Here is a 24,052-nt window from a genome sequence, read left to right on the forward strand (position 1 = left end):
CCGCAAAGTGAACTCGGCCATGGCGAAAATCAGAACCAATGCCGGCCCCGGTTGCCTGACACTTTTCTCACTTCCTTTCACGCTCGTCGGCCTCTTTATGCTGGGCTGGACGATCTGGAATGTTCTTGGCTGGCAGCAAGCGCAAAGTTGGGTCGAGACGCCCGCAACGCTTCTCGAGACCAAGCTCAAGACAAGTAACAGCAGCGACTCGACCACTTATCAAGCAACAGCCCGCTACCGTTATGAGTACGCCGGCAAGCCGTACGAATCGGAGCGCGTCTCTCTCCACTCGGGCAGCGACAACATTGGCTCGTTCCAACAAGACCTCGCGAAACGACTGAAGCAGCGGTTCAAAGAAAAACAACCCTGGACTGCCTTTGTCAATCCGCGCAATCCGTCGGAAGCTGTTCTCGATCGCTCGCTAAGGCCTTGGTTCACGTTATTTAAGCTGGGTTTCGGATTGATCTTCGCCTGCGTTGGCATTGGCATGATCGTCGGTTCGCGGATCATGGCTCGTCGAGAGCGCGAGAAGAATCAACTGTCCGCCCTGTATCCTGACGAGCCTTGGTTGCGTCAAAAGGACTGGGCCGCCGGGCGTGTCGAAAGCGACCAACACTATGCCGTTTGGCTGTCCTGGGGATTTGCTTTCTTTTGGAACCTCATCAGTTGGGCCATTTCGATCAGTGCGTTTGCCTCCGACGAAGCACCACCACTATGGACCTACACAATCCTCTTGGGCTTTCCGCTCATGGGATTGTTCCTCCTTGGCTGGGCAATCTACGTCACCTGGCAGCGGATTCGCTGGGGAAGATCGATCTTTGAAATGGCAAGCGTCCCGGGGGTCGTTGGTGGGCAGTTGGCCGGCGTGATTCACGTCCCGGGACAACTCCGTCCCGACGACGGGATTCTGCTTTCGCTCACTCGCTACGTGCAACGCACCAGGCAGACCAGCGAGGGGGAAGAAACTTACGAGGATCCTCAGTGGCAGCGGGACAAACTCATCACTCGCACCATGCCTGGCACCCAGGGTGGCACGGCCATTCCCGTAGCATTTCACATTCCCTTCGAGCAACATCCCACCGACGAAGAGGAAGGCCAACTCTGGAAACTCGAAGCGGAAAGTCATACCCCCGGCGTGAACTACAAAGCGGAGTTTGAGGTCCCTGTGTTTCGCACCGCAGTAAGCAGTGCGGACACGCCCGCGGAAAGCGACCTGCTGGCGGACTACGAAGAAACGCCGCCACTAAAGTCAGTACTCAACCGCATCGGCGGACGCCTGCGGCGTGAAACGGAGACCAGCCTCGAACTATGCTTCCCCACGGGCCATCGCTGGAAACTCGGGACCGTGGTCACTTTCTTCGGTCTCTTATTCGGCGGCGCTGGTGCCGGGATGATCGTCGAGCGTTTCTGGTGGTTGGCTGTCCCGTTTACGCTCATCGGCGGAGGGATCTTTCTCACGGGACTTTACTACTTGCTGGAACGCGTCGACCTCCGCGTCAGCGGCGACGCCCTCACCCACAGCCGCGGCCCCTTCGGCCTCGGTCGCCAACGACGTTTCACGCCCGAGCAAATCCAAGCGATCAACGTCAGCGCCTCAGGCACTCGCTCCGGCAGTACTGTCTACCAACAAATCACGGTCAAACCGAAAGAGGGCAAACGGGTAAAACTCCTGACCAACCTCACCCGCCGTGCGGATGCCGATCGACTCGCAGAAAGGTTTCGTGAGGTTCTGGGGCTTGATTGCCTAGAATGAAGAGTTGCAGAGCTCCTCGATAATGGTCCTGCAGGACTTACATCTTCCAAACCTGCTTTCGCCGCTGAAGCCTGAACGCTAGACTATTGACAGCGGTTTGACTAACTCCCCTTACTGCAAATCCGTGGTCAGGCACCGATTTCGCATAACGTCATTTTGCATTTGTGCATTACGCCGTTATTGCTCATCCTCTAGCCGAAAGCCTCATCATGGATCGCCTTACGACAGAAAATCTCACGTCACTCGCCAACGCTTCCGGCGAGCCGCTGCTCTCGCTTTATATGCCAACCGAACGTGCCGGGCGTGAAGTTCAGCAGAATCGGATTCGCTTCAAGAATCTCATCGACGACGCTCGTAAAACGCTCGAAGGGAAGTCGGCCGAGGCCCTCGGCAACCAGCTCGACGAGTTAGCAAAGCTGGAAGAGGACGACCCCTTCTGGCAACACCAGAGCGACGGGCTTTGCTTCTTTCTGGATGGCAAGCAAGTGCAAAGATGGCGTCTGCCAGCGGACTTTCAATTACTAGCCGTTTGCTCCGATCGCTATCACATTCGTCCTCTGTGCCGGTACTTGCAAGATGATGGCCGCTTCTACATTCTGGCGGTCAGCCAGAATGATGTCCGGTTATTCCTTGGCACGAAAGATAGCATTGCTGAGCTGGAGGAAGCAGACTTGCCCTCCGACTTGCGTTCCGCATTGAACATCGACGAATACGTTAGCAGCCTGCAACATCATTCCACCGCCAGCGATGGTGGCGAAGCAATGTTCCACGGCCACGGCGGCAGCGACCCTGACGTCCAGAAGCAGGACGAGATCAAGCAGTACTTCCACCACATTGATGCAGCGCTGAGCAGTTTCTTTGGAACGGAGCGCACGCCGCTGGTGTTTGCGGGCGTGGAATACCTGTTCCCACTCTTTCGGGAAACATGTAGCTACAACCGTCTGATTGAAGAGCCCGTCAAGGGAAATCCCGATGACCTCACCGGCGAAGAGCTCCACGAAAAAGCCTGGCCGCTCGTAGGGAAGCTCTTTGACAAGCAACGCGGCGAAATCCTAGAGCAGTATGGCACGGCTCAGGCCAACCAACTTGGCAGCGACGACATCCAGATTGTATTGCCAGCCGCCAAGCAAGGGCAGGTGCAGACATTAATCACTGCCGAAGGCGAGCACCTCTGGATGGGTTCCGACGAAGGCAAACTGCCGCAGGAAGGAGCTGCGGAAGATCTCGTCAATGCTGCAGTCGTCGCAACGCTGACCAACGGTGGCGAAGTTCTCTCAGCCCACAAGGAGCAACTCGGCGAGAAACCTCTGGCTGCCATCATGCGGTTTCCTCTTAATGCATCGCAACTTGAAGAAGCGGAGACCAACTGATGTTCTGGTTACTGGGATGGATGATCTTCGGCCTGATCGTCGGCGCGTTGGCTCGCTTCTTAAAGCCCGGCCCCGACCCAATGGGCCTCGTGGCAACCATGTTCCTGGGCATCGCCGGATCGGTTGTCGGCGGCATCGCGGTGAGCTTCCTCACCGGTGACGGCATCGGTGATTCTGAACCGGCCGGCTCTATCGGAGCTACGATCACGGCTATCCTGCTACTTTTCGCGGCTCGCAAATATGGCGGACGGAGCTAGGCGGGAAAACTCAACCACCACGAGCTTCCACCAACCCAGTACGCGGCGTGCGATCAGGAAACGGCACACTCGGCAGTCCTGCCGCCCGGCGCCAAATGCTGATTTGCCCGATGTGAATGTTCTCGTGCATCAGCAGCAAGTCGGGGAGCATAAACTCGACCGTGGGATACATCTCCGCCCAACGGGGCAAGCTCGGACGACGATTCAACTGATCTTCGCTCGCAGTCAGCAACGCCTGGGCGACTTGCTCGTGCCCAGTACTCAGCCGTTCGAGTTGCGACTCCTTCGTGCCATATAGCGAAACATCATCCTGCGGCCCACGCCCGCGAAAGCCGAACAGATCGTGATCCGCAGGATCGTCGAACGCCTCGCCAGCCAACAGCGCCGGCACGATCGGGTAATACAGCGACATATGCCCGAGAATCCAAGCCGGGTGGTTCATACGATGAGGATTATCAGGTTCCCCGGGCCTGAGCACCATCTGCTCGTCAGTCACGTCCTCAAGCAGCGCTTCGGCGTAGCGACCGCCATTGTCCCAAGCGTAAACCAGCGATTCCCTAGAGAACATGTGTTTTCCTTTCCGATTAGACCGTACTCTTCCAGGAGCGAGACACGCGAGTTTGTTGAGAGGTTCGCGACGGTGACAAGTTGGTTTACGATTGCTTTTTACCACGAATTGAACGAATTACACGAATAAGTCTGTTCACTGCTTAGTACTGTGAAGCTTCTCGTTTTTGGGCATTAACTTAACGAGGCATCGCAAGCCAAAAATCTCTGTCGACTTACCACAAGAAATTCGTGCTATTCGTTCAATTCGTGGTTCAAAAAAACTTGGCTCCAAACCCTAGCAGTTCGAAGCCGTGATCGAGCGGCGCGTTGACAAAGCTAATCGTCATCCCATTCGTCGTCGTCATCACTTTGACGTTGCAAACCGTACAACCCCAGCACACGCAGCTCGTGCTTATTGAGCCGGATCCCCTTGTCTTTCCTGAGCGCCTTGCGAATCCGCTTCTGCACCGCCTCGACGGTCGCCTCCTCCTCGTCGGAAAGGCGAATCCCACGCAGTATGCGCCGGCGAATAGTTTCAAAGAGCCGCTTCATGGGTGGCAGTTTAGCGGAAGCAGAAATCAATAGACAGGATTCGCGTCGGATAATTCTTGCCAACGCGTCGTGCGAGGATCGCGCTTGCCGAACAGGTTCTCAACTTGCTCGCCAATCCACGTGCGATCGAGTTGCTTGCCTTGTTCGCGGAGAATTGCTTCGATGTCTGCCAAATCCTTGAGGCGGAAAAACATCAGTTTGAAAACACAGAGCGTAGCCGCATCCCAAACATAGACCTCACGACCCGCCATGCTGACTCTCTGTCTACGCTCTTCGGCCGCCATGTAAAAATCATTCAGCGGCAAGAAGATATCGACCCGAATCCCTTGATACTGTACTTGAGCGAAACCATGCTCAGAAAAGCCTTGCAAGAGATCGCTGGTACGAAAATCGCACGGACAGGCTTCGAGAACCTCCACAGCCTGTTGCTTCTCGTCTTGCGAAATGAAAAGCGTGACATCAATATCAAGCGTGGCGCGCGGCTGACTACTGTAAGCGAGTGCCAACGCGCCACCAATCGCGTAACGACAACCCAACTCTTCCAGTCGAGCTCCCAACTCCGCCGCAACGGTAGCCGCATCTTTAGGGACCTCTTGCCGGGGATCAGGACCATCAGCGGACGAATCATCAGGAGACATGGCCGACCTGACTTTTGAGGTAGTCCCATGTCGATTGGGGCCACGGCGCGGGCTCTGGGTCAGGCATCCCCGACGCCCGGCGATCCGCAAGCTGCTGAGCCGCGGTTCGACAAACCTGCACAAGCCGTCGTGAGCGCTGGGCGACGGTGAGTGTTTCCTGACTCACCTCAGCCTGTTTCGCGGCATCGATTTGTTGGTTGAGACCAGACATAGTTCCCCAATCAAGCGGCCAGGGCTAGTGAGTAGATCCTTGCGGGAGAATTTATTGCACGCGCATCAATTATACCACACGCCAGATTCTCAAGAAAACGCCCCGCAAAGTGTGCCACTGCTGGCTTGTCGCGTACCGCCGACCGAAGTCGGTTTGGTCGAGAGTACCAGCCTCCCCGCAATCGCCTGCAGAAACGCTGACCAGCAGTGCGCGAGGATGCCGGCAACGCAAGAGGGGGCCAAAACTCTTGGTAACGCTCAACCGGCGGCTTCTTAGATGGCACTGGAAGGAAAAAACCTGAGTGGGGTGCCATCAATTTGTGACGTTGGAAATCCGATCTATTCGAAAATTCTTAACCTCGTCATTCTCAGTCTCTCGGCAACGCAATGACCTCCCCAAAACTGAGAGAGGAATAACGCGCCGCCTCTTACAACTTCCGTCTGACTTCGTGTAATCAAACTCAATTTCTCTGTAGCAAGAGTTGGTCTGAAATAGTTTCTCAATTTCCTCTATTGGCAATTTGCCATTAATCGCTTTGATGAGGGCGGCAGGAGGAATTCTGTGTCTGCTAGCAAAGCCTTGCCTTGGAAATTGCAGGCCGTCGCTATGCGCTTTTCGCATAATAATCCTTCGCAATGCAGAGTTGTCGCGTGCCAATTCCCTCTCGATTAATTCCTTAAGCTGCGATCGAGAGAATATCTTTGACGACAGCCAGGCCTCACCTGTGTGTTTGGATGCAACATTCATCCTGAAATCGGTGCCGACTAAACATACGCCTTTCCTTGAGTGGTTCACGTCAATTACTGAGATTTCATCTGCTTCTAAAGCACATGAAACATCAACGCACACTTGAAGGACCGTGACCCGACTTCCACCCGGCGTACGAATCGGCTCTGAGAGCCTTATGGTTTCGTCCGGCATGTACGATTCGACGGAATATTGCTTGCCACTTCTCCAAGGCCAGATTTGCTTTAGATATTTGAGCACCTGGATTATGCCTAACGCTGTGGTATTACTCGCTGCATTTATTCTGGCTAGGAATCAAGCGTTCGCTCAGAATGGTCGCCAAGCGTGCCGCACAGAAAACACCGCCACCGGTATCGGGAGCGATGCTCCGATGGTTGGTCCTGAGTCCTTTTCCAGGTCGTGAATGTGTTGCTTGCAGAGTGCCATTGTTTACGCTGACTGTTCTACAATCATTCCTTCAATTCATTGAACAACCCAAGTTGTAGGACAGTATGAGCAGCTTGCGGACTCATATCATCCGCGTGCAAATTGTGTTCTGCATAAAGAACATCTTTGACTAGTTCTGCAGGAAATCTTTTGTGCTGGGCCTTCACTCGTGCTATTCCTATCCATACCTTTTTTTGCAGTCTGAAAACGTATTGTAGATTTCCTTCACGGTCCTTCCACATTAAAGCACCGTGTTCGATTCCGACGGTATTTGGATTGCGAAACCATTCCGATCCCTCAGGATGATCCACACACTTTTATACAATCGAATTGCACAAACACCTACGCTCGTAACTTCTCTCACCTCGTCGCATGTTGTATTCCTTATATTGTCTAGTTGCCATTGAACAGAAACGAGGGGCGAACCGCTCACACGATTCGCCCCTCGTTCAAACTTTCCGATTTCTAACGAGCGCTTAGCGCCCAACAACTACCAACCTCAACTACACCCCATCGAGTTCCCACAGTTGTGGCATAGGTAGCAGTTTCCGTTTCGCACCGTGATGCTGCCGCAGTTGTCGCAACTGGGGGCGTCGGTTTGGAAGCCGGCAAATTGTTCGCTGCGGGCACCCATCGCACCCTTCGCCTCAGGCTTGTCGTCTTTGACGAGCACGCCGGCGCGTTCGAGCAGGCGTTGGCTGTAGCCGCCCGCCAACGAACCGTTTCCGTTCCCGTTAGAACTGCCGTTGGTCGAACCGTTGGCGTGGCCATTGGTGCCGTTGGCGGAACCGTTCTTCGCGGGGGATGATCCCACGCCAGAGGCGTGGGCTACAGTTGCGGTAGCGTCGGTCGAATCCTGACCACTCTTAGGCCCGCCTTCCTTCTTGGCGACGGGCCGGCTCTCGGTTTCGCTGTCGTCCTTGGTGTTGGAGGACGAACCGGAAGGCGATCCCCCGGCAGAGCCGGAGGCTACGGGGTCGGCAGGAAGCCCTAAACTCGCTTCGCGATACCCGGGCAGGAATGTGATGCCCAGCCAACGGAAGATATAATCAATGAGGCTCTTGGCGATCCGGATGTCCGGGTTCTTCGTGTGGCCTTGCGGCTCGAACCGCATGTGGCTGAACTTGCGGACGTAATCTTCCAGCGGCACGCCGTACTGCAGGCTCATCGAAACGGCCGTGCCGAAGGCGTCCATCAGGCCGCCGATGGTGCTTCCTTCCTTAGCCATTGTGATGAACAACTCACCCGGGCGGCCATCGGCGAACATGCCGACGGTGATGTAGCCCTCGTGGCCAGCGACGCTAAACTTGTGCGTCTTGCTGTCGCGGGTGTCAGGCAGGCGTTCGCGACGAGGCTTCGCAGCGAGTGCCGCTTCCTTCTCCTTCGCTTTGTCAGCCTCAGTGCCGGTGTTCAGCGGCTGGCTATCCTTCGAGCCGTCGCGGTAGATGGCCAAGGCCTTGAGGCCGAGCTTCCAACCATCGACATACGCTTGGCCGATTTCCTCGGGCGTTGTGTCACGCGGCATGTTGACCGTCTTCGAGATCGCCCCGGAGAGGAACGGCTGAGCGGCGGCCATCATCGTGACGTGTGCTTGCCAAGGAATGCTGCGAACGCCGTTGCGCGGGGTGAACGCACAATCGAACACGGGAAGATGCTCCGCGTGCAAGTCGCTGGCCCCTTCGATCGTGTCTTCCTTCTCGATGTAGTCGAGAATCGATTCGATCTCCGGCTGATCGTAGCCGAGGGTTTCCAGCGCCTTGGGCACCGTCTGGTTGACGATCTTCAGCATGCCGCCACCGGCGAGCTGCTTGTACTTCACCAGCGCGATGTCCGGCTCGATGCCGGTGGTGTCGCAATCCATCATGAAGCTGATCGTGCCGGTCGGGGCGAGAACCGTCGCCTGAGCGTTGCGGTAACCGTGTGCCCGACCTGCGGCGAGGACTTGCTCCCACGTGTTGCGAGCTTCGTCGACCAAGTAGTCGGGGCACTCCTCGTTGATCTTCTCGACCGCGTCGCGATGCATGTGCATGACGCGAAGCATCGGGTCGCGGTTTTCTTCGAATGCCTCGAATGGACCAACCGCTTCGGCCAGTTCCGCACTGGTGAGGTTCGCTTGCCCGTGCAGCAGCGAAGTGATCGCTCCGCACACGCCTCGACCGGCGTCCGAATCGTAAGCCAGCCCGTTGCTCATCAGCACGCTGCCCAGGTTGGAGTAACCCAAGCCGAGCGGACGGAACAAGTGGCTGTTGCGGGCGATGTCTTCAGTTGGATAGCTGGCGTGATCGACCAGAATTTCCTGAGCGATGAAGAACAACCGGCAAGCCTTCTTGAAGCCGGCGGCGTCGAAGGTGCCATCCTCATGGCGGAACTTCATCAGGTTGATGCTCGCCAGGTTGCAAGCCGTGTCGTCGAGGAACATGTACTCGCTGCACGGGTTGCTGGCGTTGATCCGCCCGCTGTTGGGGCAGGTGTGCCAGTTGTTGATCGTCGTGTCGTACTGCACGCCGGGGTCGCCACAGTGCCAAGCACAGTCGGCCATGCGATCGACGATGTCTTGAGCCTGATAGGTCGGGCCTTCCTTGCTGTTGTCGGTGACCCAACGCGTGGTCCAGGATTCACCCTTCTCAACGGCTTGCATGAAGTCGTCGGTGAGGCGGACCGAAAGGTTCGCGTTTTGGAACATGATCGAGCTGTAGGCTTCGCCATTGAAGTTACTCTCGTACCCACCTTTTTGGATCAGCACGTGAGCCTTCTGCTCTTCCTTCCACTTGCACTCGATGAACTCCATCACGTCTGGGTGCCAGACCTTGATCGACTGCATCTTGGCCGCACGACGGGTTTTGCCACCGCTCTTCACGACGGCAGCGATTTGATCGTAAACCCGCATGAAGGAAAGCGGCCCGGAAGGATTCCCGCCGCCGGCGAGCTTCTCACGATGCGAACGAAGCGTCGAAAGGTCCGTGCCTGTGCCGGAACCGAACTTGAACAACATGGCCTCGCTGCGGGCGAGCTCCATAATGTCTTCCATGTTGTCGTCGACATGCTGAATGAAGCAGGCGGAACCTTGCGGATACTCGTACGGGTTCTCGGGCTGCACGACTTGTTCGGTCTGTGGATCCCAACGCCAGTTGCACTTCGCACCCTTCACGCCGTACTGATGGAACAGACCGACGTTGAACCACACGGGCGAATTGAACGCCCCGTGCTGGTGGAGGCACAACCAGGAGAGGTCGCGGTAGAAACGCTCAGCATCCTCATTGCTGGCGAAGTAACCGTCCTCAAGGCCCCAGTCGGTGATCGTGCGCGTGACGCGATGCACGAGTTGGCGAACGCTGTACTCGCGCTCGTCGCTGCCGACTTCACCGTAAAAGTACTTGCTGCAGATAACATTGGTCGCGAGCTGCGACCAGAAGTCGGGAACTTCGCAGTTGGTTTGCTCAAACAGCACGCCGCCGTTTTCGTCTTTGATCGCGGCTGAGCGGACTTCCCACTTCACCGTGTCAAACGGATCGCTGACCCCTTCAGGACAAAAGTCGCGGTCGATCTTCAAGCGTCCATGAAATTGCTTCGGCCCGCGGTCATCTTGCGAGCTAGAAGTTGGGGTGGACGTACCGAGAGTTGTGGTCGCCATGACGATCCTCCTGAGGAAATGAGATTGAGAGGGGCATCCTTACCTGCGTTTGCACGCCTCATCCAAAAGGTATTCAAAATACCACGTGTGAACAAATGTGCATATCACTCTATGGTGTCTCATCGACATCCTCTGTCGATCACCTGAGCCTCCCATCAGTGGGCGACTACAAGATTTAGAGTGTGTATCGTAAAACTACCGCAAAAAGCGACAATGAATCCCGATATTTCCACAACATGTAGTATTCGATGCCATTTTTAATACTAGATGAAGTGATTAGCGAGGAGTGATTCTATCCCTTTGGCTCAACTCGTCAAATAGAATCTTGTGTTTTCTCTAAGTAGCTATCATACCACGGGTTGTGTCTAACGTGAAGTGCTAGCGTAGTGGCGATTAACGAATTGTTAAGACACTTAAGTCGCTACGAGGTAATGATTTGTGGAAATAGTCGACAAACCGGCTCTGTCGATCCGGAAAACGGGCAGTTCTCAAGGAAATCTTGGCGGCTTGATCCGGGCCATTTCCCCACTTTGCGCGAGCCTCCCAAAGTGCCATTTCGAGGATAGGACTCGCTGCCCTACCTCAGGATTTCGTACAGTTCGCCACACCCGTCTCTAATTGATAGGCAAGCGAGTGCGAAACGTTTTTCTATTTCTAACGCTACTCGGGCAAGCGGGCTGTCTCTCCCCGTGCGGACTGCGCTTGGTACCGCCGGAAGACTTACTCATCTACCAACCGGCCGGTCCGCACTCCGAAGAATGGCAGCCACCCGATTTGGAGTACGAAGACGTTCATTTCACAACACCCGATGGTATGCAACTGCACGGTTGGTATTGCCCCGTGGAAAACCCACGAGCCACGCTACTGTTCTGCCACGGGAACGCCGGAAATATCGCCTACCGGTACCCCGACTTGCTGATGCTCACCAAAGAAATGAAAGTGAACGTCTTCGCGTTTGACTATCGCGGCTATGGTCGCAGTGAAGGGATACCCAACGAGAAAGGATTGCTAACGGATGCTCGCGCTGCGCGGCAATGGGTCGCACAGCGTGAACAGATCGACGAAACCGAGATCGTACTCTTCGGTCGTTCCCTGGGAGGCGGCGTGGCCGTTGATCTTGCTGCCAAGGATGGGGCGCGGGCGTTGATTCTCGAAAGCACTTTCACTTCGCTGCCAGAAGTTGCGAACGATCTCTTGCCACTCTCACCCGGCTTACTGATGCTCAGCCGCTTCGACTCGATCAACAAGATCGCCGATTATCAAGAGCCCTTGCTGATCGCCCACGGAACGCAAGATAAGCTGATTCCTTTCGCACATGGCAAGCGGCTTTTTGACGCAGCGAACGAGCCGAAGCAGCTCGTCCCGATCACGGGCGCAGATCACAACTGGACACCTCCACCAGGCTATTTGCAAACGCTTGATGCTTTTCTCGACAAGGTCCCCGCGAAAAGAGAAAGGTCTCAATAGCGATCCAGCAATGATGCGAATACCCTTTGTACTTCTAACTTGCTTGATTGTTACCGGCTGCACCGGCTCGCGCTGGGCGCGAAGCGACCCCGACTACGCGGCCAAGTATCCGCATCACACGGGCAACCTAGCGCGGATGACTAAGCAAGCGATTGATGCCCGGCATGTACGAGGGAAGAGTGGAGGCTATGCGGCGATGGGATTCCGAGGCGACCCGCACGCCTTGGCCGCGGAGGTGGGAGGGTTCGACTATACCGCTTCTTGGCTCGAGATGCGTGGCGGGCTCACGGGTTTGCTCTACGAAGGGAATGTGCCGGTTTCCGGTGGGCTGCTAGGCGCGGCAAGAGTCCAAAGCCCATCACGTTTGGCCCCGTATGCCGGCTTCGGTGCTTATGCGGGCATCTCGCCGGAGACCTCACTTCGCAACGATGGCATCGACAACGACCGCGACGGGTTTGTCGATAACGACGGCGAAAGTGAAAGAGATTTTGTCGCAGCTCTAATCCCTGAAGCGGGCGTGCATCTTTGGCTAACTCCAAAGTGGCGCCTAACGGGATCAGCCAACTACTATGTCACGACTGCGGGCCGCGACAATGATTTTCTGATGTTCACCGTCGGACTATCGCGTATGTCCGATACCAACGAAGCAACTACGCAACGTGGCAGAGCCTTGGAAGCAGATCGTCTCGACTGGGAAGTCGGCTGTGTAGAAAGCGAGGACGAGTTGCGAAGCCGAGAGTACTCCAACGACCAACCGCTGTCGACTCAACCGATCTTTGAAGCACCGCTCCAGAAGCTGCCGCCGGTTGAGTAGCTCCAACGCTGGTTCTAACGGTCATGCCAGTTATTCGGCAGAGTCAGCGAGGCACGCTGTGCTCTCGTTTGACCCTCTCATGACCTAGACTTTAGTTCCTACATCACAGCGAGCGCACATCTGCTCTCTCCTCCCGCTGTGACTCAGGCTTAAGGCCAGAAAGATGGGCGCTGCTGCGCGAAGGGCTATGTCACGAATCAATCTGAATCTCTCCTCGCTGGTGCGTGGTCTGAACTCGCTGGAAAGAGACCTAGCGCAAGTCGGCGAAGTGGGTAAGCTCTTCGGCAGCGCTGCTCAGCCCAACAAAATCGGCAGCTTGCTGGGGCAAGTCGGAGCGACTAACGATGTCTCGGTGAACAACTCAGCTACGGACCAGTCGGGCAGTTTGCTCTCCTCAGCCGCCGCGAACGCACAGTCCGATCTCAGCGAACAACTCAACCAATTGCGAGGGCTTCGCGAGCAACTTGCCAGTGCATTAAGTCAGTCGAGTGTCGACGATCAAGAGTTCGAATCGTTGCTACGCCGCTTCAGCGATGTCTCCGGCAGTCTGCCGAACAGGGCGATTGAGAACTCAAGCGAAACGAGCAGCACGACCGTTACTGGCCAGAACGTCGACCAAGTGACCGACGTCGAAGTCGTACGTATCGACGCAAACACCAGCACCACAATTGAAGGCGAAGTCACCCGCAGTGCCGAGGCCGCCACCATTAGCGTCACCGGAGCCGCTAGCGGCTTAGCCACCGCGACGGGCACGTTCCAAGTCACCGGTAACCGTGGCTCGCAAAGTTTCTCGATTGAAGCGGGTGAGTCACTCAGCGATGTCGCTAGTCGCATCAACGATGCTCGCTTCGCCACCGGCGTGCAAGCCGAAGCCGATGGTGACGAACTGCGACTCACGACCACGGACCTTGGCTCGAATGCCACAGTGGCCTTCAACGTGATCGAGCTGGAAGCCACGCAATCCATCAGTGGTGTGAACTCGGGCCAAATCGAAGGTTTCACGGTCAATTCGACGGCGAGCGGAACGACAACGCTCAGCGGACAGTTCGTTTCCGATTCTCAAAGTGCCGAACTACGATTGATTGGCGCTAGCGGCGGCACGGTCGCAGGCACAGCGACCTTTGATCTCACCGGATCCACGGGCACGGCGTCGTTCTCAGCAACAGAAGGCGAATCGCTTGCCGGCTTAGCCGACCGCGTGAACGCAGAAACCAGAACCACCGGCGTCACCGCGAGCGTCGACGGGAACGAACTGGTGTTCACGAGTACCGATAGCGGCGAAACCGCAAGCGTCACGGTCAGCAACATCGTACGCGATTCTTCGACGAATGTCTCAGGCGTGAACGGCTCGCAGGTCACTGACTTTCAAGTCGGCTCAATCACCGCGAACACGACACGTACCATCAGTGGCTCCATCGACAGCACAGCAACGTCGGCCGTCCTGGTTTACCAGGGCGGAGGGGGCGAGATCGTCAACGACGCCACCTTCGACGTGACAGGCAACGTCGGAACTGCCCAAATCAGCGTCACTGGTGGCGAAACGCTCTCCGCCGCCGCCGATCGAGTCAATCAAGAGACCGCCACAACAGGCGTCACCGCCACCGTCGATGGCGATCAACTCCGATTCAGCAGTGACGATACTGGGAGTGATGCAACGCTCTCGATTCAGCTCGTCGATGTGGAAAGTCAGGTGAGCACCTCGGGCATCAATGCTTCACAGATCAGCAGTTTTTCTGTGGACGCGATTGCTGATAACGGTTCGACGGTATTCTCAGGGACGATCGATCAGGCGGCCAGTAGTGCTGAACTGACTCGGACATTCGGCATCCTGGGCAATGGCTCGAACACCACTTTCGAGCTAACCGGCAGCGAAGGAACCGCGACGATTTCTGTTGGCACTTTTGAAGGCGCGGAAAGCGTCCGCGACAAAATCAATGCAGAGACTTCCAACACGGGAGTAACCGCTTCAGTCAGTGGCAATACCCTAACGATTACCAGCACCGACGTAGGCTCGGCAGCAGCGATCGAAGTGAACGTCACTTCTGGCTCATTCGCTACTACCGGGGGCAACGGTGACGGCACGGCTAATGGTCAAGACGCGCAGGCCACCATCAACGGCCAGGCGCTTACTGCTGCCGGTAACGACTTTACGATCACCGATGGCGGCACGACCGTTTCATTCACCGCAGTGCAAGGTTTCACTGGTACCATCGACGACGTTACCGCGACTGCCGAGGACGGCGACTTTGACCTCAACGGTGGCAATGGCGACGGAACCGCAAACGGTGCCGAAGCAACCGCCACCATCAACGGCCAAGCGCTCACCGCCGCCGCTGGCGGGGTGTTCAGCATTGATGTCGATGGCGACACGTTCACACTGACCGTCGACGAAGCCTTCACGGGCACGCTCGACACGATCACCGTCACTGCAGCAGATGCTGAGTTCAACACGGTTGACGAAAGTAGCAATGCCGCGACTTCCGCAAGTGGTTCCGATGCACAGGCGGTCATCAACGGCGAAACACTCAACTCCACTGACCTTAGTTTTTCATTCAGCGACGAGAACGGATCCTTCAACCTAACATTCGCCGAAGGCTTCACGGGGACATTCGACACGATTACAGTCTCGAACGAAGTCGAAGGGGAACTGACCGCCGAGAGCTCTTCCGCAAGCGGAACAGATGGTGAAGCAACCATCAACGGTGAAACGCTCACTGGCGAAGGTAATCGATTTACTGTCGAAACCAACGATGCCGAAATGGCACTCACCTTCGCGAGTGGATTCACAAGTACGTTCGAGGGGCTCACGATCGAAAACGAGGTCGCGACCGAGGATGCTGATGACTCAGTCAAAGAAGAAGACCTCAATACCATTCTCGGGGCGTTGCTTGCCAGTGATGCTTCGACCCGGCAAGATGCCCTTGAATCGGCGCTAGCCGAAGTCGTCCAACTAGAGAACGCGTTGTTCAATCAGCAAACGCGTGAGCAACAGCAAGCTGAACTGGGCGGTCTGACCGAGCGCCGCTCGTTGCTATCAGAATTCGAGAGCGAGTCCAGCGAGCTTCAACGAGCGGCTATCTTCAGCGAGAGCTTTCGGAAACTCGTCGAAGAGAACCCCCGCATCGCGGAAAACTCGCTTTCTAGCAACGGGATTGACCCTCAGACCGTGCTGAACCTACTGGCGTAGGGTCCGCTGTGCGGACCAAACAAATCGTTGGGTATCGCCGAGGCACGAGGCATACCTGACAAATAATGACCAAATCTCATTGACCAATGACCAATCGCAAGCGGTTGGCGAACGTGCCTTGGTCATTTGGACTTGGTCATTGGGCATTCCAGTAACTGGTATGCCTCGACCCTCGGCGAGACCCTCCAGCAAAGTGCTAGCACCACGAGAAAAACAGCCTGAAACTGATATAGGCAGCCCACCCCCCACCGGGGTAGATTAATGGGGTTCGCAAGAGGCGAACATAAACGCATGTGTGGACGGATCTCCAGTCGGTCTTAGTGATCGTCGCGTGCGTAGCAACGGTCAGGCTACCGATGCTTAAGTTCGCGGTGGGAATTGATGCAGGAGTGAACCTGCAACCATCGTGAAGATGGTCAAGCTTCTTGATGCTGCTTCAAAGCACATCAAGCAGGCTGGAATGGAGATCCAACCATGTTAGTCTTATCGCGCGGTCCTGAAGACCGCATCGTCTTCCCCACGCTGGGGGTGAATGTCGAAATCATTCGTGTTGACGGTAACCGGGTTCGTGTGGGCGTTGACGCGCCACGAGAAATTCCCGTGCTACGTCATGAACTTGTCGACGAAGAAGGCGAGGCAAAACCTCGCAAGCAGTCTAAGAAACAAGACACGAAGAAACAGCCTTCCAACAAAGAAACTCACGATTTGCGCAACCAGCTCAACACGGCTCATCTCGCGCTCGGGCTGGTTGAGAAGCAACTGGAAGCCGGCATGACCGACAAGGCGATGAAAACGCTGCATCGTGCGCTTCGCACTTTCGATCAACTTGAAGAGCACGTTGCTCCTTCCGCCGAAGTTGATTCTGCCAAGCGACGCGCGTTACTGGTCGAAGACGATCAGGGCGAACGGGAACTCCTCGCCGAACTTCTCCGTCTGAGCGGTTTTGAAGTCGATACCGCCGAAGACGGACTTCAAGCGTTAGTCTATCTCTCACGCAGCCGGGCCCCCGATGTCGTTCTCATGGACATCAACATGCCACGGCTTGATGGCGCAAAGACCATCGACACGATCCGAGAGAACCCCGACTTCGCCTCAATGCAAGTCTATGCCGTCACGGGTGAGGACCCTGACACGGTCGACGTCGAAGTCGGCCCCTGTGGGGTCGACGGCTGGTTCCAAAAACCCTACCAACCGCGCAAGTTACTAGACCACTTGCAAACGCAACTGGGAATGGAAGCAAAACAGACATTGGCAATTTGACCAGAGCCCAATACAAGCACGCAGCGCAAGCAAGTGGATGGGCAGCCTCTTCGATAATTTTCTTGCTTACGCTGCGTGCTTGTATTTGTCAGGACAGTTCGACCACAGGTTGCTGCGAGCGCCGCAGTTGTCCACAAGCCGCGTCGATCTTGTTCCCCTTGCGGTGCCGGAACTGGACGCGGATGCCAGCTTGTTCGAGAATCTCGCGAAACGCGACCTGCCTTTCCATCGTAGGCGTTTCATAAGGTAAGCCAGCAACCGGGTTGTAGGGAATCACGTTCAGCAAAGCCTCGCGACCAGCCAAATGCTGGGCCAGTTCGCGAGCGTGCTGGGGCGCATCGTTCAATTCGGCGAGCAGAACATACTCATACGTGAGGCGACGCCCCGAGACTTCAAAGTAACGATCCGCCGCGTCGAGAATCGCGTCGAGTCCTATTTTATCATTCACCGGGACGAGTTGGTTACGCAGCTCATCATTGGGAGCGTGCAAGGAGATCGCCAGCCGGTAGGTTCGCTCATGCCGGGCGAGTCGATCGATTGACTTGGGCAGGCCGACCGTGCTAATCGTAATCCGCCGGGCGGAGATACCCAGACCATCTTCGCGATGAGCTTCTTCAAGAGCGGGGAGCAGGTTGTCGAGGTTCGCCAAGGGCTCGCCCATGCCCATGACGACAATGTGGGTGAGTCGAGGGTCCGGCCCATCAAATTCCTCACGGAGAAGGTGCCGTAGCCGGAGCATTTGCTCGACGATCTCGCCGGTGGTGAGATTGCGATCTACCCCGTCCAAGCCACTCGCACAAAACACGCAACCCATCCCGCAACCAACTTGGGTGCTGATGCAGATGGTTCGCCGTACTTTGTCACGCAGCAGAACGCACTCAATCTGTCCTCCCGCGGCAAGCGTGAGCAAAAGTTTCTCAGTTCCATCTTCCGCCTTGGTATGCTTAGCAATTTGGCTCGTCCAAAGTGGCAACTCCGCGTCCAGTTGCTCACGAAGAGCCTTTGGCAGGTTTGTCATCTCCTGCCAACTGCGGGCGCGCTTTTCAAACAACCACTGGCGAATCTGCTTCCTGCGAAACTTCGGCACGCCGTGCCCTTGCAACCATACCGCAAGGTTGGCGTCGAGATCGTCAAGCAAGTGGCTTGGCTGGGACATGGGGGTAGACAAGAGTGAAACACGGGAAGGGTGGCTGAAAGCAGAGGTTAACGAGCACTTCATTCTAATCGAATGACTCGCCGAGCGTTTCCAACAGTTTCTTCTCCGCGGGTTGCTCGGCCCAAGGGCTTTTCAATTCAATCACAGGACGGGCGCCGGCCTTCATTCGCTCAGCGACTGAACCCTCTATTGGCAAAAAGTTGCCTGCCGCAGGGTCAACAAGCCCAGGGTTGAGCTCCTCATTGCTTGGTGGCAGCGCCAGCTGGACGGCCTTCTTTTCATTGCCGCTCTTTTTCTCATACGGCGCAATCGTAAAGTTTTGCTGATTATTCCAAAAAAGATTCCCCGTCAGAGCCAATGACGAACGAATCTCTTCAACGCTCTGAGATTGCTCCGGTTTTTGGTAGCTACTGAGACCGGTATCCGTCTCTTGAAAAATGTTTCTGCGGAGTTGAGCCCTCGTATCGGGAGCTAGTATTACTCCACTCCGAAACGGCTCCCTGGCACCACCGTAGAAAGTATTCTGCTCGATCGTGTCGGACGCCTCTTCGTGAGCACCAATTCCATTGTCGATAAAGACATTATTGCGGATAGTTGCCGCGGTCTTATCACGGAGATAGATTCCGCTACGGCGATTATTGAAGATCAGGCAATCTTCGATCGTCGGTGATGAATCCCTATGGAAGATGCCGTGATAGCAAGCCTGCGAGATCCGGCACCGCTTAATCGACACGTCCGCTGCTCCTTTGCCGACAAGGATGCCGCTATAGCCAAAGGTTCGGAAGTCGCAATCACGAACCCTAACAGGGCCAACTTCATTTCGCTTCGATCCGTGATAGGCCGCAGCACGCTCGTCTCGCGGTTCACGGATTTCCAAGCCTGTGCCCCGAATGCTGGCGAACAAGCAATGCTCGAACTCCACTTCCGCCCCTGTCGTCAACTTGACCCCATCGCCCGCTGAGTCAAGGACAGCCACGTTGGTAAACTTCGCCTGGACATCGGCCAACAGGACCGCTGGGACACTCATCAGTCCCCCCTTCTTTACAGGGCCAGGCAATGAAATTGACAAGCCCCGTACCACAACGCCGCGAGAATGCTTCATCGTCAGGGTTGGCTTCGGGCCAAGCTTCTCAACCATTTCACGCAAGATGGCTTCGTACTCTTCACCTTCAGCGGCGTTGGCTCGGCGATGATACTCGGCCATCTCCTCACGAATATCCTCGGGGGCCGCTTCCAAATCAAAGGGTTGAAAGTATCGCCCCTCGATGCGTGTCTTGTCCCAACCAGCACCCCGGAGCGTGATTGGTTTGTTAATGGCCACACTCGTCTCGTAGACGCCAGGGCCAAGCTGAATGACATCGCCCGACTTGGCGGCATCGATGGCAGCTTGCAGGTCAGGATAGTCGCCGCTCCCATCGGCGCTGACAAGCAAAGAATCCCTATCAGGCCCTGCAAGATCTGCCGCCAGTACGTATGTGACGAAAACGGATGCGACGAGCAGCGAAAGGAGCCAGCAAGTTGATCGATTGATCATTTTTCGCTCTCTTCAAGCTCGACCCTAAACTCGGCAATGCCTCTCATGGTGCGTTGCGCCGGGCTCCACGCACCCTACCGTAAGTTGCATCCGTGTTGATCCGTGTCATCCGTGGCCAAGACCTACCTCCCCGCAGAGAGGATCGACGGCAGCCAAGTGCACAGGTAATAAGCCCGTGGTGCCGTAAGGTCCAAGAGAGTAGCGACATCCACCCCGCCGCTTGATTGATTGCGAAGACGTTGACCTTCGGCACCGAGCAATGCATTCAGCCCGACGGGCGGCTCATCGTATTTCACGGCGCGAACGTTGCTCTTGGTGACGTTTGCCAGCTCCGCCGCGCGCTCAATCGCCCCATCGATGAAACCAATCTTGTCGACCAATCCGTTCTCAAGCGCCTGTTGGGCTGTAAAGATCTGCCCCGTGGCCACCTTGTCGAGTTGCTCGTCGTTGTTCTCAAACTCGGGACGCCCTGAGACGACAATCTGCTTGAAGCGTTTGAAGCTCAGATCGACCAGCGTTTGCAGCAGTTCTCGCTCTTCTGCTCGTTCTTCGTCAGACAAATTACGTGTGGGACTGCCCATGAGTTTGTACTTGTGGCTGGCGACCGAGTCGTCCTTCACATCCCAAGCGGTTAGCAATCCGGAGAAGTCGTAGTGCGGAATCACGACGCCAATCGAACCCGTCCAAGTGGTCGGCTCAGCAAAAATGGTATCTGGTGTCTCACCGACCGCCATGGCCATGTAGTAGCCGCCGCTCGCGCAGATGCTTCCCATGCTGACGACGATCGGCAGATCGCGATCCTCGGCAAGCTCGACAAGGTGATGATAGAGATAGTCACTCCCCGTGACCGTCCCTCCAGGCGAATCGATCCGCAGCACAACTGCCACGACGCTGTCATCCTTACGCACCCGATCGATCTGCTGCTTAACGAAATTGTCTCCCTCCATGATCGTGCCAGTCGCCTTGATGATGGCAATTTTTTTGTTCGCTTTAGCATTAAGCGAGTGATACTTCTCCTGCGGTCCATTGGGTGGGCTGAAGTAACTCTGATACATCGCGCTCTGGCCGATGAGCCCCATGATGCAAAAGCCGAGGGCAATGAGCAGAAACTTACCGTACTTGCCCAGAGCGGTCGGTTGCTGCTGTTGAAGGATTACCTGTGGAGCAGGCTTCGTAGCAGCCGAAGGTTGGCTAGGCGGCAATTCGCGAGGATCGTCGGAAGTGGTCATAGCGGACTCAAATAGGACGGAAAGTGCTGAATAACGCATTCTATCGGTGAGTCGGTCTGAAAGAAACGGGCACCTCATCCCTTGAATCGCGTCATGAGTTCTAACGGGATTTGGATTCCTCGTGGGATGGCTGTAAATTAGAGCCATAGCGTTCTCGCCCATACCCCTTATCCCTGGCATGTCATCATGGCTATTCCCACCACTTCCCGACGTAAGTTCTTGCAAACTAGTACCGCTGCTGGAGCCTCTCTTCTTCTGACGGGGACGCGTGCCTCCGGTCAGGTTGAGGGTGCGAATGACCGCGTTCGAATCGCCATCGCTGGACTTAATAGCCGGGGCAACGCTCACATGGACGGCTGGCTCAGCCAGCAGAATGTTGAGATCGCCTACCTCGTCGATCCCGATTCGAAAGTTTTGGCCAGAGCTCAACAGCGCGTTGACAGAAAATCCGATGGCCGGATGAAGCCCAAAGGCGTGGCGGACATTCGCGAAGTGCTCAACGACGAGTCCATCGATGCCGTCTCGATCGCGACGCCCAATCACTGGCATTCCTTGATGACCATCTGGGCCGCTCAACATGGCAAGCATGTCTATGTTGAAAAGCCAATGAGTCACGACATCGCTGAAGGCCGTGTCGCGGTTGCCGCACAAAAGAAGTATGGCGTCGTGATTCAGCACGGCACTCAGCGACGAAGCAATGCAGGTATCGCTGGACTGCATGAAGCGCTGCACTCGGGCAAGCTACCCCGCCTGAAGATCGCCTACGGCTACGCATGCAAGCCGCGTGATGGGATTGACCACAAATCTCCCACGACACCTCCCGAGAATCTCGACTGGAATCTTTGGAAGGGGCCTTCGGTGCTTGACGACTATCACGGGAACCTTGTGCACTACAACTGGCACTGGTTCTGGAAAACAGGCAACGGTGAATTGAACAACCAGGGCACACATCAGCTCGACGTCGCCCGCTGGGCAATCGACCCTGACCAAACTCACCCCACAAGAGCGATGGCCATCGGCGGACGCTTTGGCTGGGACGATCAGGGTGAAACGCCCAACACGATGTTCTCCGTTGCCGAATACCCCAACGGACAGTACCTGATGTTCAACGTGCGGAACATGAAGCACAAGAACTATAAGACCCAGGTGTACAACGAATACTATCTGGAAGATGGCAGCCGGATCGTTGGTGAAGGGAAGTACAAGATTTATCGACCAGGCAGCACGACTGCCGAAGACCTGCCGCTACCTCCAGGTGTCGTCACCCCCGGCGGTCCCTGGGGTAGTTTCATCAAGGCTGTACGGGCGGGCGATCCCAGCATGGTCAATGGCGACGTCCACGATGCCCACTACGGGTGTGTCGTCGGTCACCTCATGAATAACAGCTACCGCTTGGGCGAGACGGTCCCCTTCAGTGCCAAATCTGGCAAGTTTGGTGACAACCACGAACCTTCAGAACACTTCCTGAAGCTCCACACGATGATGCAAGGCGAAGCGGGTCTCCCGCAGGATGGGACGTCTTACCGTCTCGGCCCGTGGCTCGAATTCGACGGACAGACTGAGCGTTTCGTCGGCGACCACGCTGAAACAGCAAATAGCCTGCTCAAGGACGCTAATAATCCGGGATTCGAGATACCTACGTCTGAGAATGTCTAGCGGGTGAAACTTGTATTCCTTTAGCTGAGCGTGTTCGTTTGGCTCGCTCCGCGCGCCATTGCCCCTTCCCTACCTTACGCGGTAAATTAAGCCGTCCAGCCAAGAGATTCGCCCTCTGCGTATCCCCGCAGGAGCTGATAAACCCATAAAAGGAGTGACCCTACCGTGATTGTCTGCGCGTCGATGGAATGCTTTCCTGACCTACCTAAGGATGAGGTAGCAGGAGCCCTGGTAGACCTGGAATATACAGCCATCGAATTGCCGGTCCACGCTAGCGGCGTCAGTTGGGCTGCCCCCGGCGGCATTGCCGCGAATCTCGAAGAGGCTGTCGAGGCGTTTCGCGATACGAAACGGCTGAATATTTCGGCACTCAGTTTTGATACGGAAGGCTCAGAGGCGGCCCCCGGCAGCGACGCTTACTACGAGCAGTTCACCGCACTTTGTAAGCTGGCCAAGGCTTTACGAATCGTTCCCATTGTCGTACCGGCTGCTGAACAGGGGACGCCCTTCAACGAAGAGATCGATCGACTACGCGAGCTGGTAAAAATTGCCTCGCTCGAGGGCGTTCTGGTTGCCATGAAAACTTCGCTTGGCTGCATGAGCGAAGATCCCGACACAGCCGCGGTGCTCTGCGACAACGTTAAAGGGCTAGGGGTCTGTCTCGACCCGAGTTGCTACATCGCAGGTCCTTGGCAAGGAAAGGATTTCGCGAAGATTGTTCCTTACACCTATCACGTGCACGTTCGGGACTCGACCACCAGTAAGTACCACGTCCGGGTGGGCCAAGGTGAACTCGACTACGGCAAACTCATCAGCCAACTCGAAGCAGCCAAGTACAAGGGGGCCCTCTCGGTGCACATGCCGCCGCTAGAGGATCTCGACCATAAAGCCGAGATGCGAAAAATGCGTCTGCTGCTCGAAAGCTTGCTTTAAAGAAGCTACGCTCTTTGGGCGATTGTGCGTTCGCGTGAGAAATGCTAACAAGCTTCGCATCCGCATGAGCGGCTGGCTATGATCACCCCATAGCCGCGGTGCTACGCACCGCCGGTCCTCGCCCTTCACAAAAAGTACTCCTTCAAGAGTAACATGCCCTGCTATCTTTTCACCTACCACGCCCACGGTAGTTGGATGCCGGATCGCACTCAAGGCTACGTTCACAGGAAAGAAGGAGTGAAGCCATCAGACGAGGAGATGGCCAGAGCCTATCGGCAGAATCAAATCTCTCCAACGGCATACTTTGATTCGCTTATTCAGACTTCACTGATCGAAGCGGCGCGTGGAGCTTGTCGCCACCTTGATGCTCGTTGTCATGCGGTCGTGACGGAAACAACACACGTCCACATTCTGATAAGTTGGAAAAGCGAACGATCTGCAACAAGCATGAGCCGGTCATTGAAAAGTGCCTTGTCACGCTATCTGAACCAGCAGTTCCAACAGCGGCAGTGGCTTTCCAAAGGCGCAAGCAAGCAACCGGTGAAAGACCTTGAACACTACGAGTACTTGGTAGGGGTCTATTTACCGAAGCATCGAGGGGTTCAATGGTTGGAAGATCGAACAAACCGCTAATTCCGGCGGTGCGTAGCACCGGGGCTGTCTGACTATAGAAACAACAACG

Annotated in this window: 18 protein-coding genes; 10 read left to right on the top strand and 8 right to left on the bottom strand. The window is 55.9% G+C overall.

Annotated features, from left to right (window positions below; translation table 11 throughout):
- The first annotated feature begins 19 nt into the window (after positions 1–19).
- The 3 genes from RIB44_15730 to RIB44_15740 all read left to right on the top strand — a co-directional run bounded on the left by RIB44_15730 (position 20) and on the right by RIB44_15740 (position 3,380).
- The gene (locus RIB44_15730) at positions 20–1,753 is read left to right on the top strand and encodes a DUF3592 domain-containing protein (protein MEQ8618025.1); all 1,734 of its coding nucleotides are present in this window, start codon (positions 20–22) and stop codon (positions 1,751–1,753) included.
- Between the two features lie 209 nt (positions 1,754–1,962).
- A complete protein-coding gene (locus RIB44_15735; GenBank protein MEQ8618026.1) occupies positions 1,963–3,123 on the top strand; it encodes a hypothetical protein in 1,161 nt (386 codons plus the stop codon).
- A complete protein-coding gene (locus tag RIB44_15740; protein MEQ8618027.1) occupies positions 3,123–3,380 on the top strand; it encodes a GlsB/YeaQ/YmgE family stress response membrane protein in 258 nt (85 codons plus the stop codon). The genes RIB44_15735 and RIB44_15740 overlap by 1 nt, the downstream gene beginning before the upstream one ends.
- Positions 3,381–3,390: 10 nt before the next feature.
- Here the strand turns inward: RIB44_15740 and RIB44_15745 are convergent, their stop codons facing one another.
- The 5 genes from RIB44_15745 to RIB44_15765 all read right to left on the bottom strand — a co-directional run bounded on the left by RIB44_15745 (position 3,391) and on the right by RIB44_15765 (position 10,134).
- The gene (locus RIB44_15745) at positions 3,391–3,948 is read right to left on the bottom strand and encodes a DinB family protein (GenBank protein MEQ8618028.1); all 558 of its coding nucleotides are present in this window, start codon (positions 3,946–3,948) and stop codon (positions 3,391–3,393) included.
- A gap of 317 nt (positions 3,949–4,265) precedes the next feature.
- Entirely contained in the window at positions 4,266–4,481 is a 216-nt protein-coding gene (locus tag RIB44_15750) for a hypothetical protein (protein MEQ8618029.1), read from the bottom strand.
- 26 nt (positions 4,482–4,507) lie between these two features.
- Positions 4,508–5,119 carry a hypothetical protein gene (locus RIB44_15755; protein MEQ8618030.1) on the bottom strand — a complete coding sequence of 204 codons (612 nt, stop codon included), beginning with the start codon at positions 5,117–5,119 and terminating at the stop codon, positions 4,508–4,510.
- Entirely contained in the window at positions 5,109–5,330 is a 222-nt protein-coding gene (locus RIB44_15760) for a hypothetical protein (GenBank protein MEQ8618031.1), read from the bottom strand. Before RIB44_15760 ends, RIB44_15755 begins: the two co-directional genes overlap by 11 nt.
- A gap of 1,672 nt (positions 5,331–7,002) precedes the next feature.
- Complete coding sequence (locus RIB44_15765; protein MEQ8618032.1) at positions 7,003–10,134, bottom strand: vitamin B12-dependent ribonucleotide reductase; 3,132 nt, start codon at positions 10,132–10,134, stop codon at positions 7,003–7,005.
- Between the two features lie 633 nt (positions 10,135–10,767).
- Here RIB44_15765 and RIB44_15770 point away from each other — a divergent pair.
- The 4 genes from RIB44_15770 to RIB44_15785 all read left to right on the top strand — a co-directional run bounded on the left by RIB44_15770 (position 10,768) and on the right by RIB44_15785 (position 16,862).
- Complete coding sequence (locus tag RIB44_15770; GenBank protein MEQ8618033.1) at positions 10,768–11,601, top strand: alpha/beta hydrolase; 834 nt, start codon at positions 10,768–10,770, stop codon at positions 11,599–11,601.
- 10 nt (positions 11,602–11,611) lie between these two features.
- Positions 11,612–12,415 carry a hypothetical protein gene (locus RIB44_15775; protein MEQ8618034.1) on the top strand — a complete coding sequence of 268 codons (804 nt, stop codon included), beginning with the start codon at positions 11,612–11,614 and terminating at the stop codon, positions 12,413–12,415.
- 187 nt (positions 12,416–12,602) lie between these two features.
- A complete protein-coding gene (locus RIB44_15780) occupies positions 12,603–15,602 on the top strand; it encodes a flagellin hook IN motif-containing protein (protein ID MEQ8618035.1) in 3,000 nt (999 codons plus the stop codon).
- A gap of 474 nt (positions 15,603–16,076) precedes the next feature.
- Positions 16,077–16,862, top strand: coding sequence for a response regulator (locus RIB44_15785; GenBank protein MEQ8618036.1), 786 nt, complete (start codon positions 16,077–16,079; stop codon positions 16,860–16,862).
- Between the two features lie 88 nt (positions 16,863–16,950).
- Here the strand turns inward: RIB44_15785 and rlmN are convergent, their stop codons facing one another.
- The 3 genes from rlmN to sppA form a co-directional block, all read right to left on the bottom strand.
- On the bottom strand, positions 16,951–18,018 hold the full coding sequence (gene rlmN, locus RIB44_15790) for a 23S rRNA (adenine(2503)-C(2))-methyltransferase RlmN (protein ID MEQ8618037.1): 1,068 nt from the start codon (positions 18,016–18,018) through the stop codon (positions 16,951–16,953).
- 64 nt (positions 18,019–18,082) lie between these two features.
- A complete protein-coding gene (locus RIB44_15795; protein ID MEQ8618038.1) occupies positions 18,083–19,552 on the bottom strand; it encodes a right-handed parallel beta-helix repeat-containing protein in 1,470 nt (489 codons plus the stop codon).
- A 122-nt stretch (positions 19,553–19,674) separates the two neighbouring features.
- On the bottom strand, positions 19,675–20,781 hold the full coding sequence (gene sppA / locus RIB44_15800) for a signal peptide peptidase SppA (protein ID MEQ8618039.1): 1,107 nt from the start codon (positions 20,779–20,781) through the stop codon (positions 19,675–19,677).
- 186 nt (positions 20,782–20,967) lie between these two features.
- Between sppA and RIB44_15805 the strand changes: the two genes are divergently transcribed.
- From RIB44_15805 to RIB44_15815, 3 genes are all read left to right on the top strand, one after another.
- A complete protein-coding gene (locus RIB44_15805; protein ID MEQ8618040.1) occupies positions 20,968–22,437 on the top strand; it encodes a Gfo/Idh/MocA family oxidoreductase in 1,470 nt (489 codons plus the stop codon).
- 165 nt (positions 22,438–22,602) lie between these two features.
- Positions 22,603–23,370 carry a TIM barrel protein gene (locus RIB44_15810; GenBank protein ID MEQ8618041.1) on the top strand — a complete coding sequence of 256 codons (768 nt, stop codon included), beginning with the start codon at positions 22,603–22,605 and terminating at the stop codon, positions 23,368–23,370.
- A 153-nt stretch (positions 23,371–23,523) separates the two neighbouring features.
- A complete protein-coding gene (locus tag RIB44_15815) occupies positions 23,524–24,003 on the top strand; it encodes a transposase (protein MEQ8618042.1) in 480 nt (159 codons plus the stop codon).
- Positions 24,004–24,052 lie beyond the last annotated feature (49 nt).

This window comes from Lacipirellulaceae bacterium, from assembly GCA_040218535.1.
GTDB lineage: Bacteria > Planctomycetota > Planctomycetia > Pirellulales > Lacipirellulaceae > Adhaeretor.

Excerpts from the sequence above, each read along its gene's own strand:
- RIB44_15815 (MEQ8618042.1), top strand. The coding sequence starts at position 23,524 with ATGCCCTGCTATCTTTTCACCTACCACGCCCACGGTAGTTGGATGCCG.
- RIB44_15740 (MEQ8618027.1), top strand. The coding sequence starts at position 3,123 with ATGTTCTGGTTACTGGGATGGATGATCTTCGGCCTGATCGTCGGCGCG.
- RIB44_15745 (MEQ8618028.1), bottom strand. The coding sequence starts at position 3,948 with ATGTTCTCTAGGGAATCGCTGGTTTACGCTTGGGACAATGGCGGTCGC.
- RIB44_15775 (MEQ8618034.1), top strand. The coding sequence starts at position 11,612 with ATGATGCGAATACCCTTTGTACTTCTAACTTGCTTGATTGTTACCGGC.
- rlmN (MEQ8618037.1), bottom strand. The coding sequence starts at position 18,018 with ATGTCCCAGCCAAGCCACTTGCTTGACGATCTCGACGCCAACCTTGCG.
- RIB44_15750 (MEQ8618029.1), bottom strand. The coding sequence starts at position 4,481 with ATGAAGCGGCTCTTTGAAACTATTCGCCGGCGCATACTGCGTGGGATT.
- RIB44_15795 (MEQ8618038.1), bottom strand. The coding sequence starts at position 19,552 with ATGATCAATCGATCAACTTGCTGGCTCCTTTCGCTGCTCGTCGCATCC.
- sppA (MEQ8618039.1), bottom strand. The coding sequence starts at position 20,781 with ATGACCACTTCCGACGATCCTCGCGAATTGCCGCCTAGCCAACCTTCG.
- RIB44_15730 (MEQ8618025.1), top strand. The coding sequence starts at position 20 with ATGGCGAAAATCAGAACCAATGCCGGCCCCGGTTGCCTGACACTTTTC.
- RIB44_15765 (MEQ8618032.1), bottom strand. The coding sequence starts at position 10,134 with ATGGCGACCACAACTCTCGGTACGTCCACCCCAACTTCTAGCTCGCAA.
- RIB44_15735 (MEQ8618026.1), top strand. The coding sequence starts at position 1,963 with ATGGATCGCCTTACGACAGAAAATCTCACGTCACTCGCCAACGCTTCC.
- RIB44_15755 (MEQ8618030.1), bottom strand. The coding sequence starts at position 5,119 with ATGTCTCCTGATGATTCGTCCGCTGATGGTCCTGATCCCCGGCAAGAG.
- RIB44_15785 (MEQ8618036.1), top strand. The coding sequence starts at position 16,077 with ATGTTAGTCTTATCGCGCGGTCCTGAAGACCGCATCGTCTTCCCCACG.
- RIB44_15805 (MEQ8618040.1), top strand. The coding sequence starts at position 20,968 with ATGGCTATTCCCACCACTTCCCGACGTAAGTTCTTGCAAACTAGTACC.
- RIB44_15780 (MEQ8618035.1), top strand. The coding sequence starts at position 12,603 with ATGTCACGAATCAATCTGAATCTCTCCTCGCTGGTGCGTGGTCTGAAC.
- RIB44_15760 (MEQ8618031.1), bottom strand. The coding sequence starts at position 5,330 with ATGTCTGGTCTCAACCAACAAATCGATGCCGCGAAACAGGCTGAGGTG.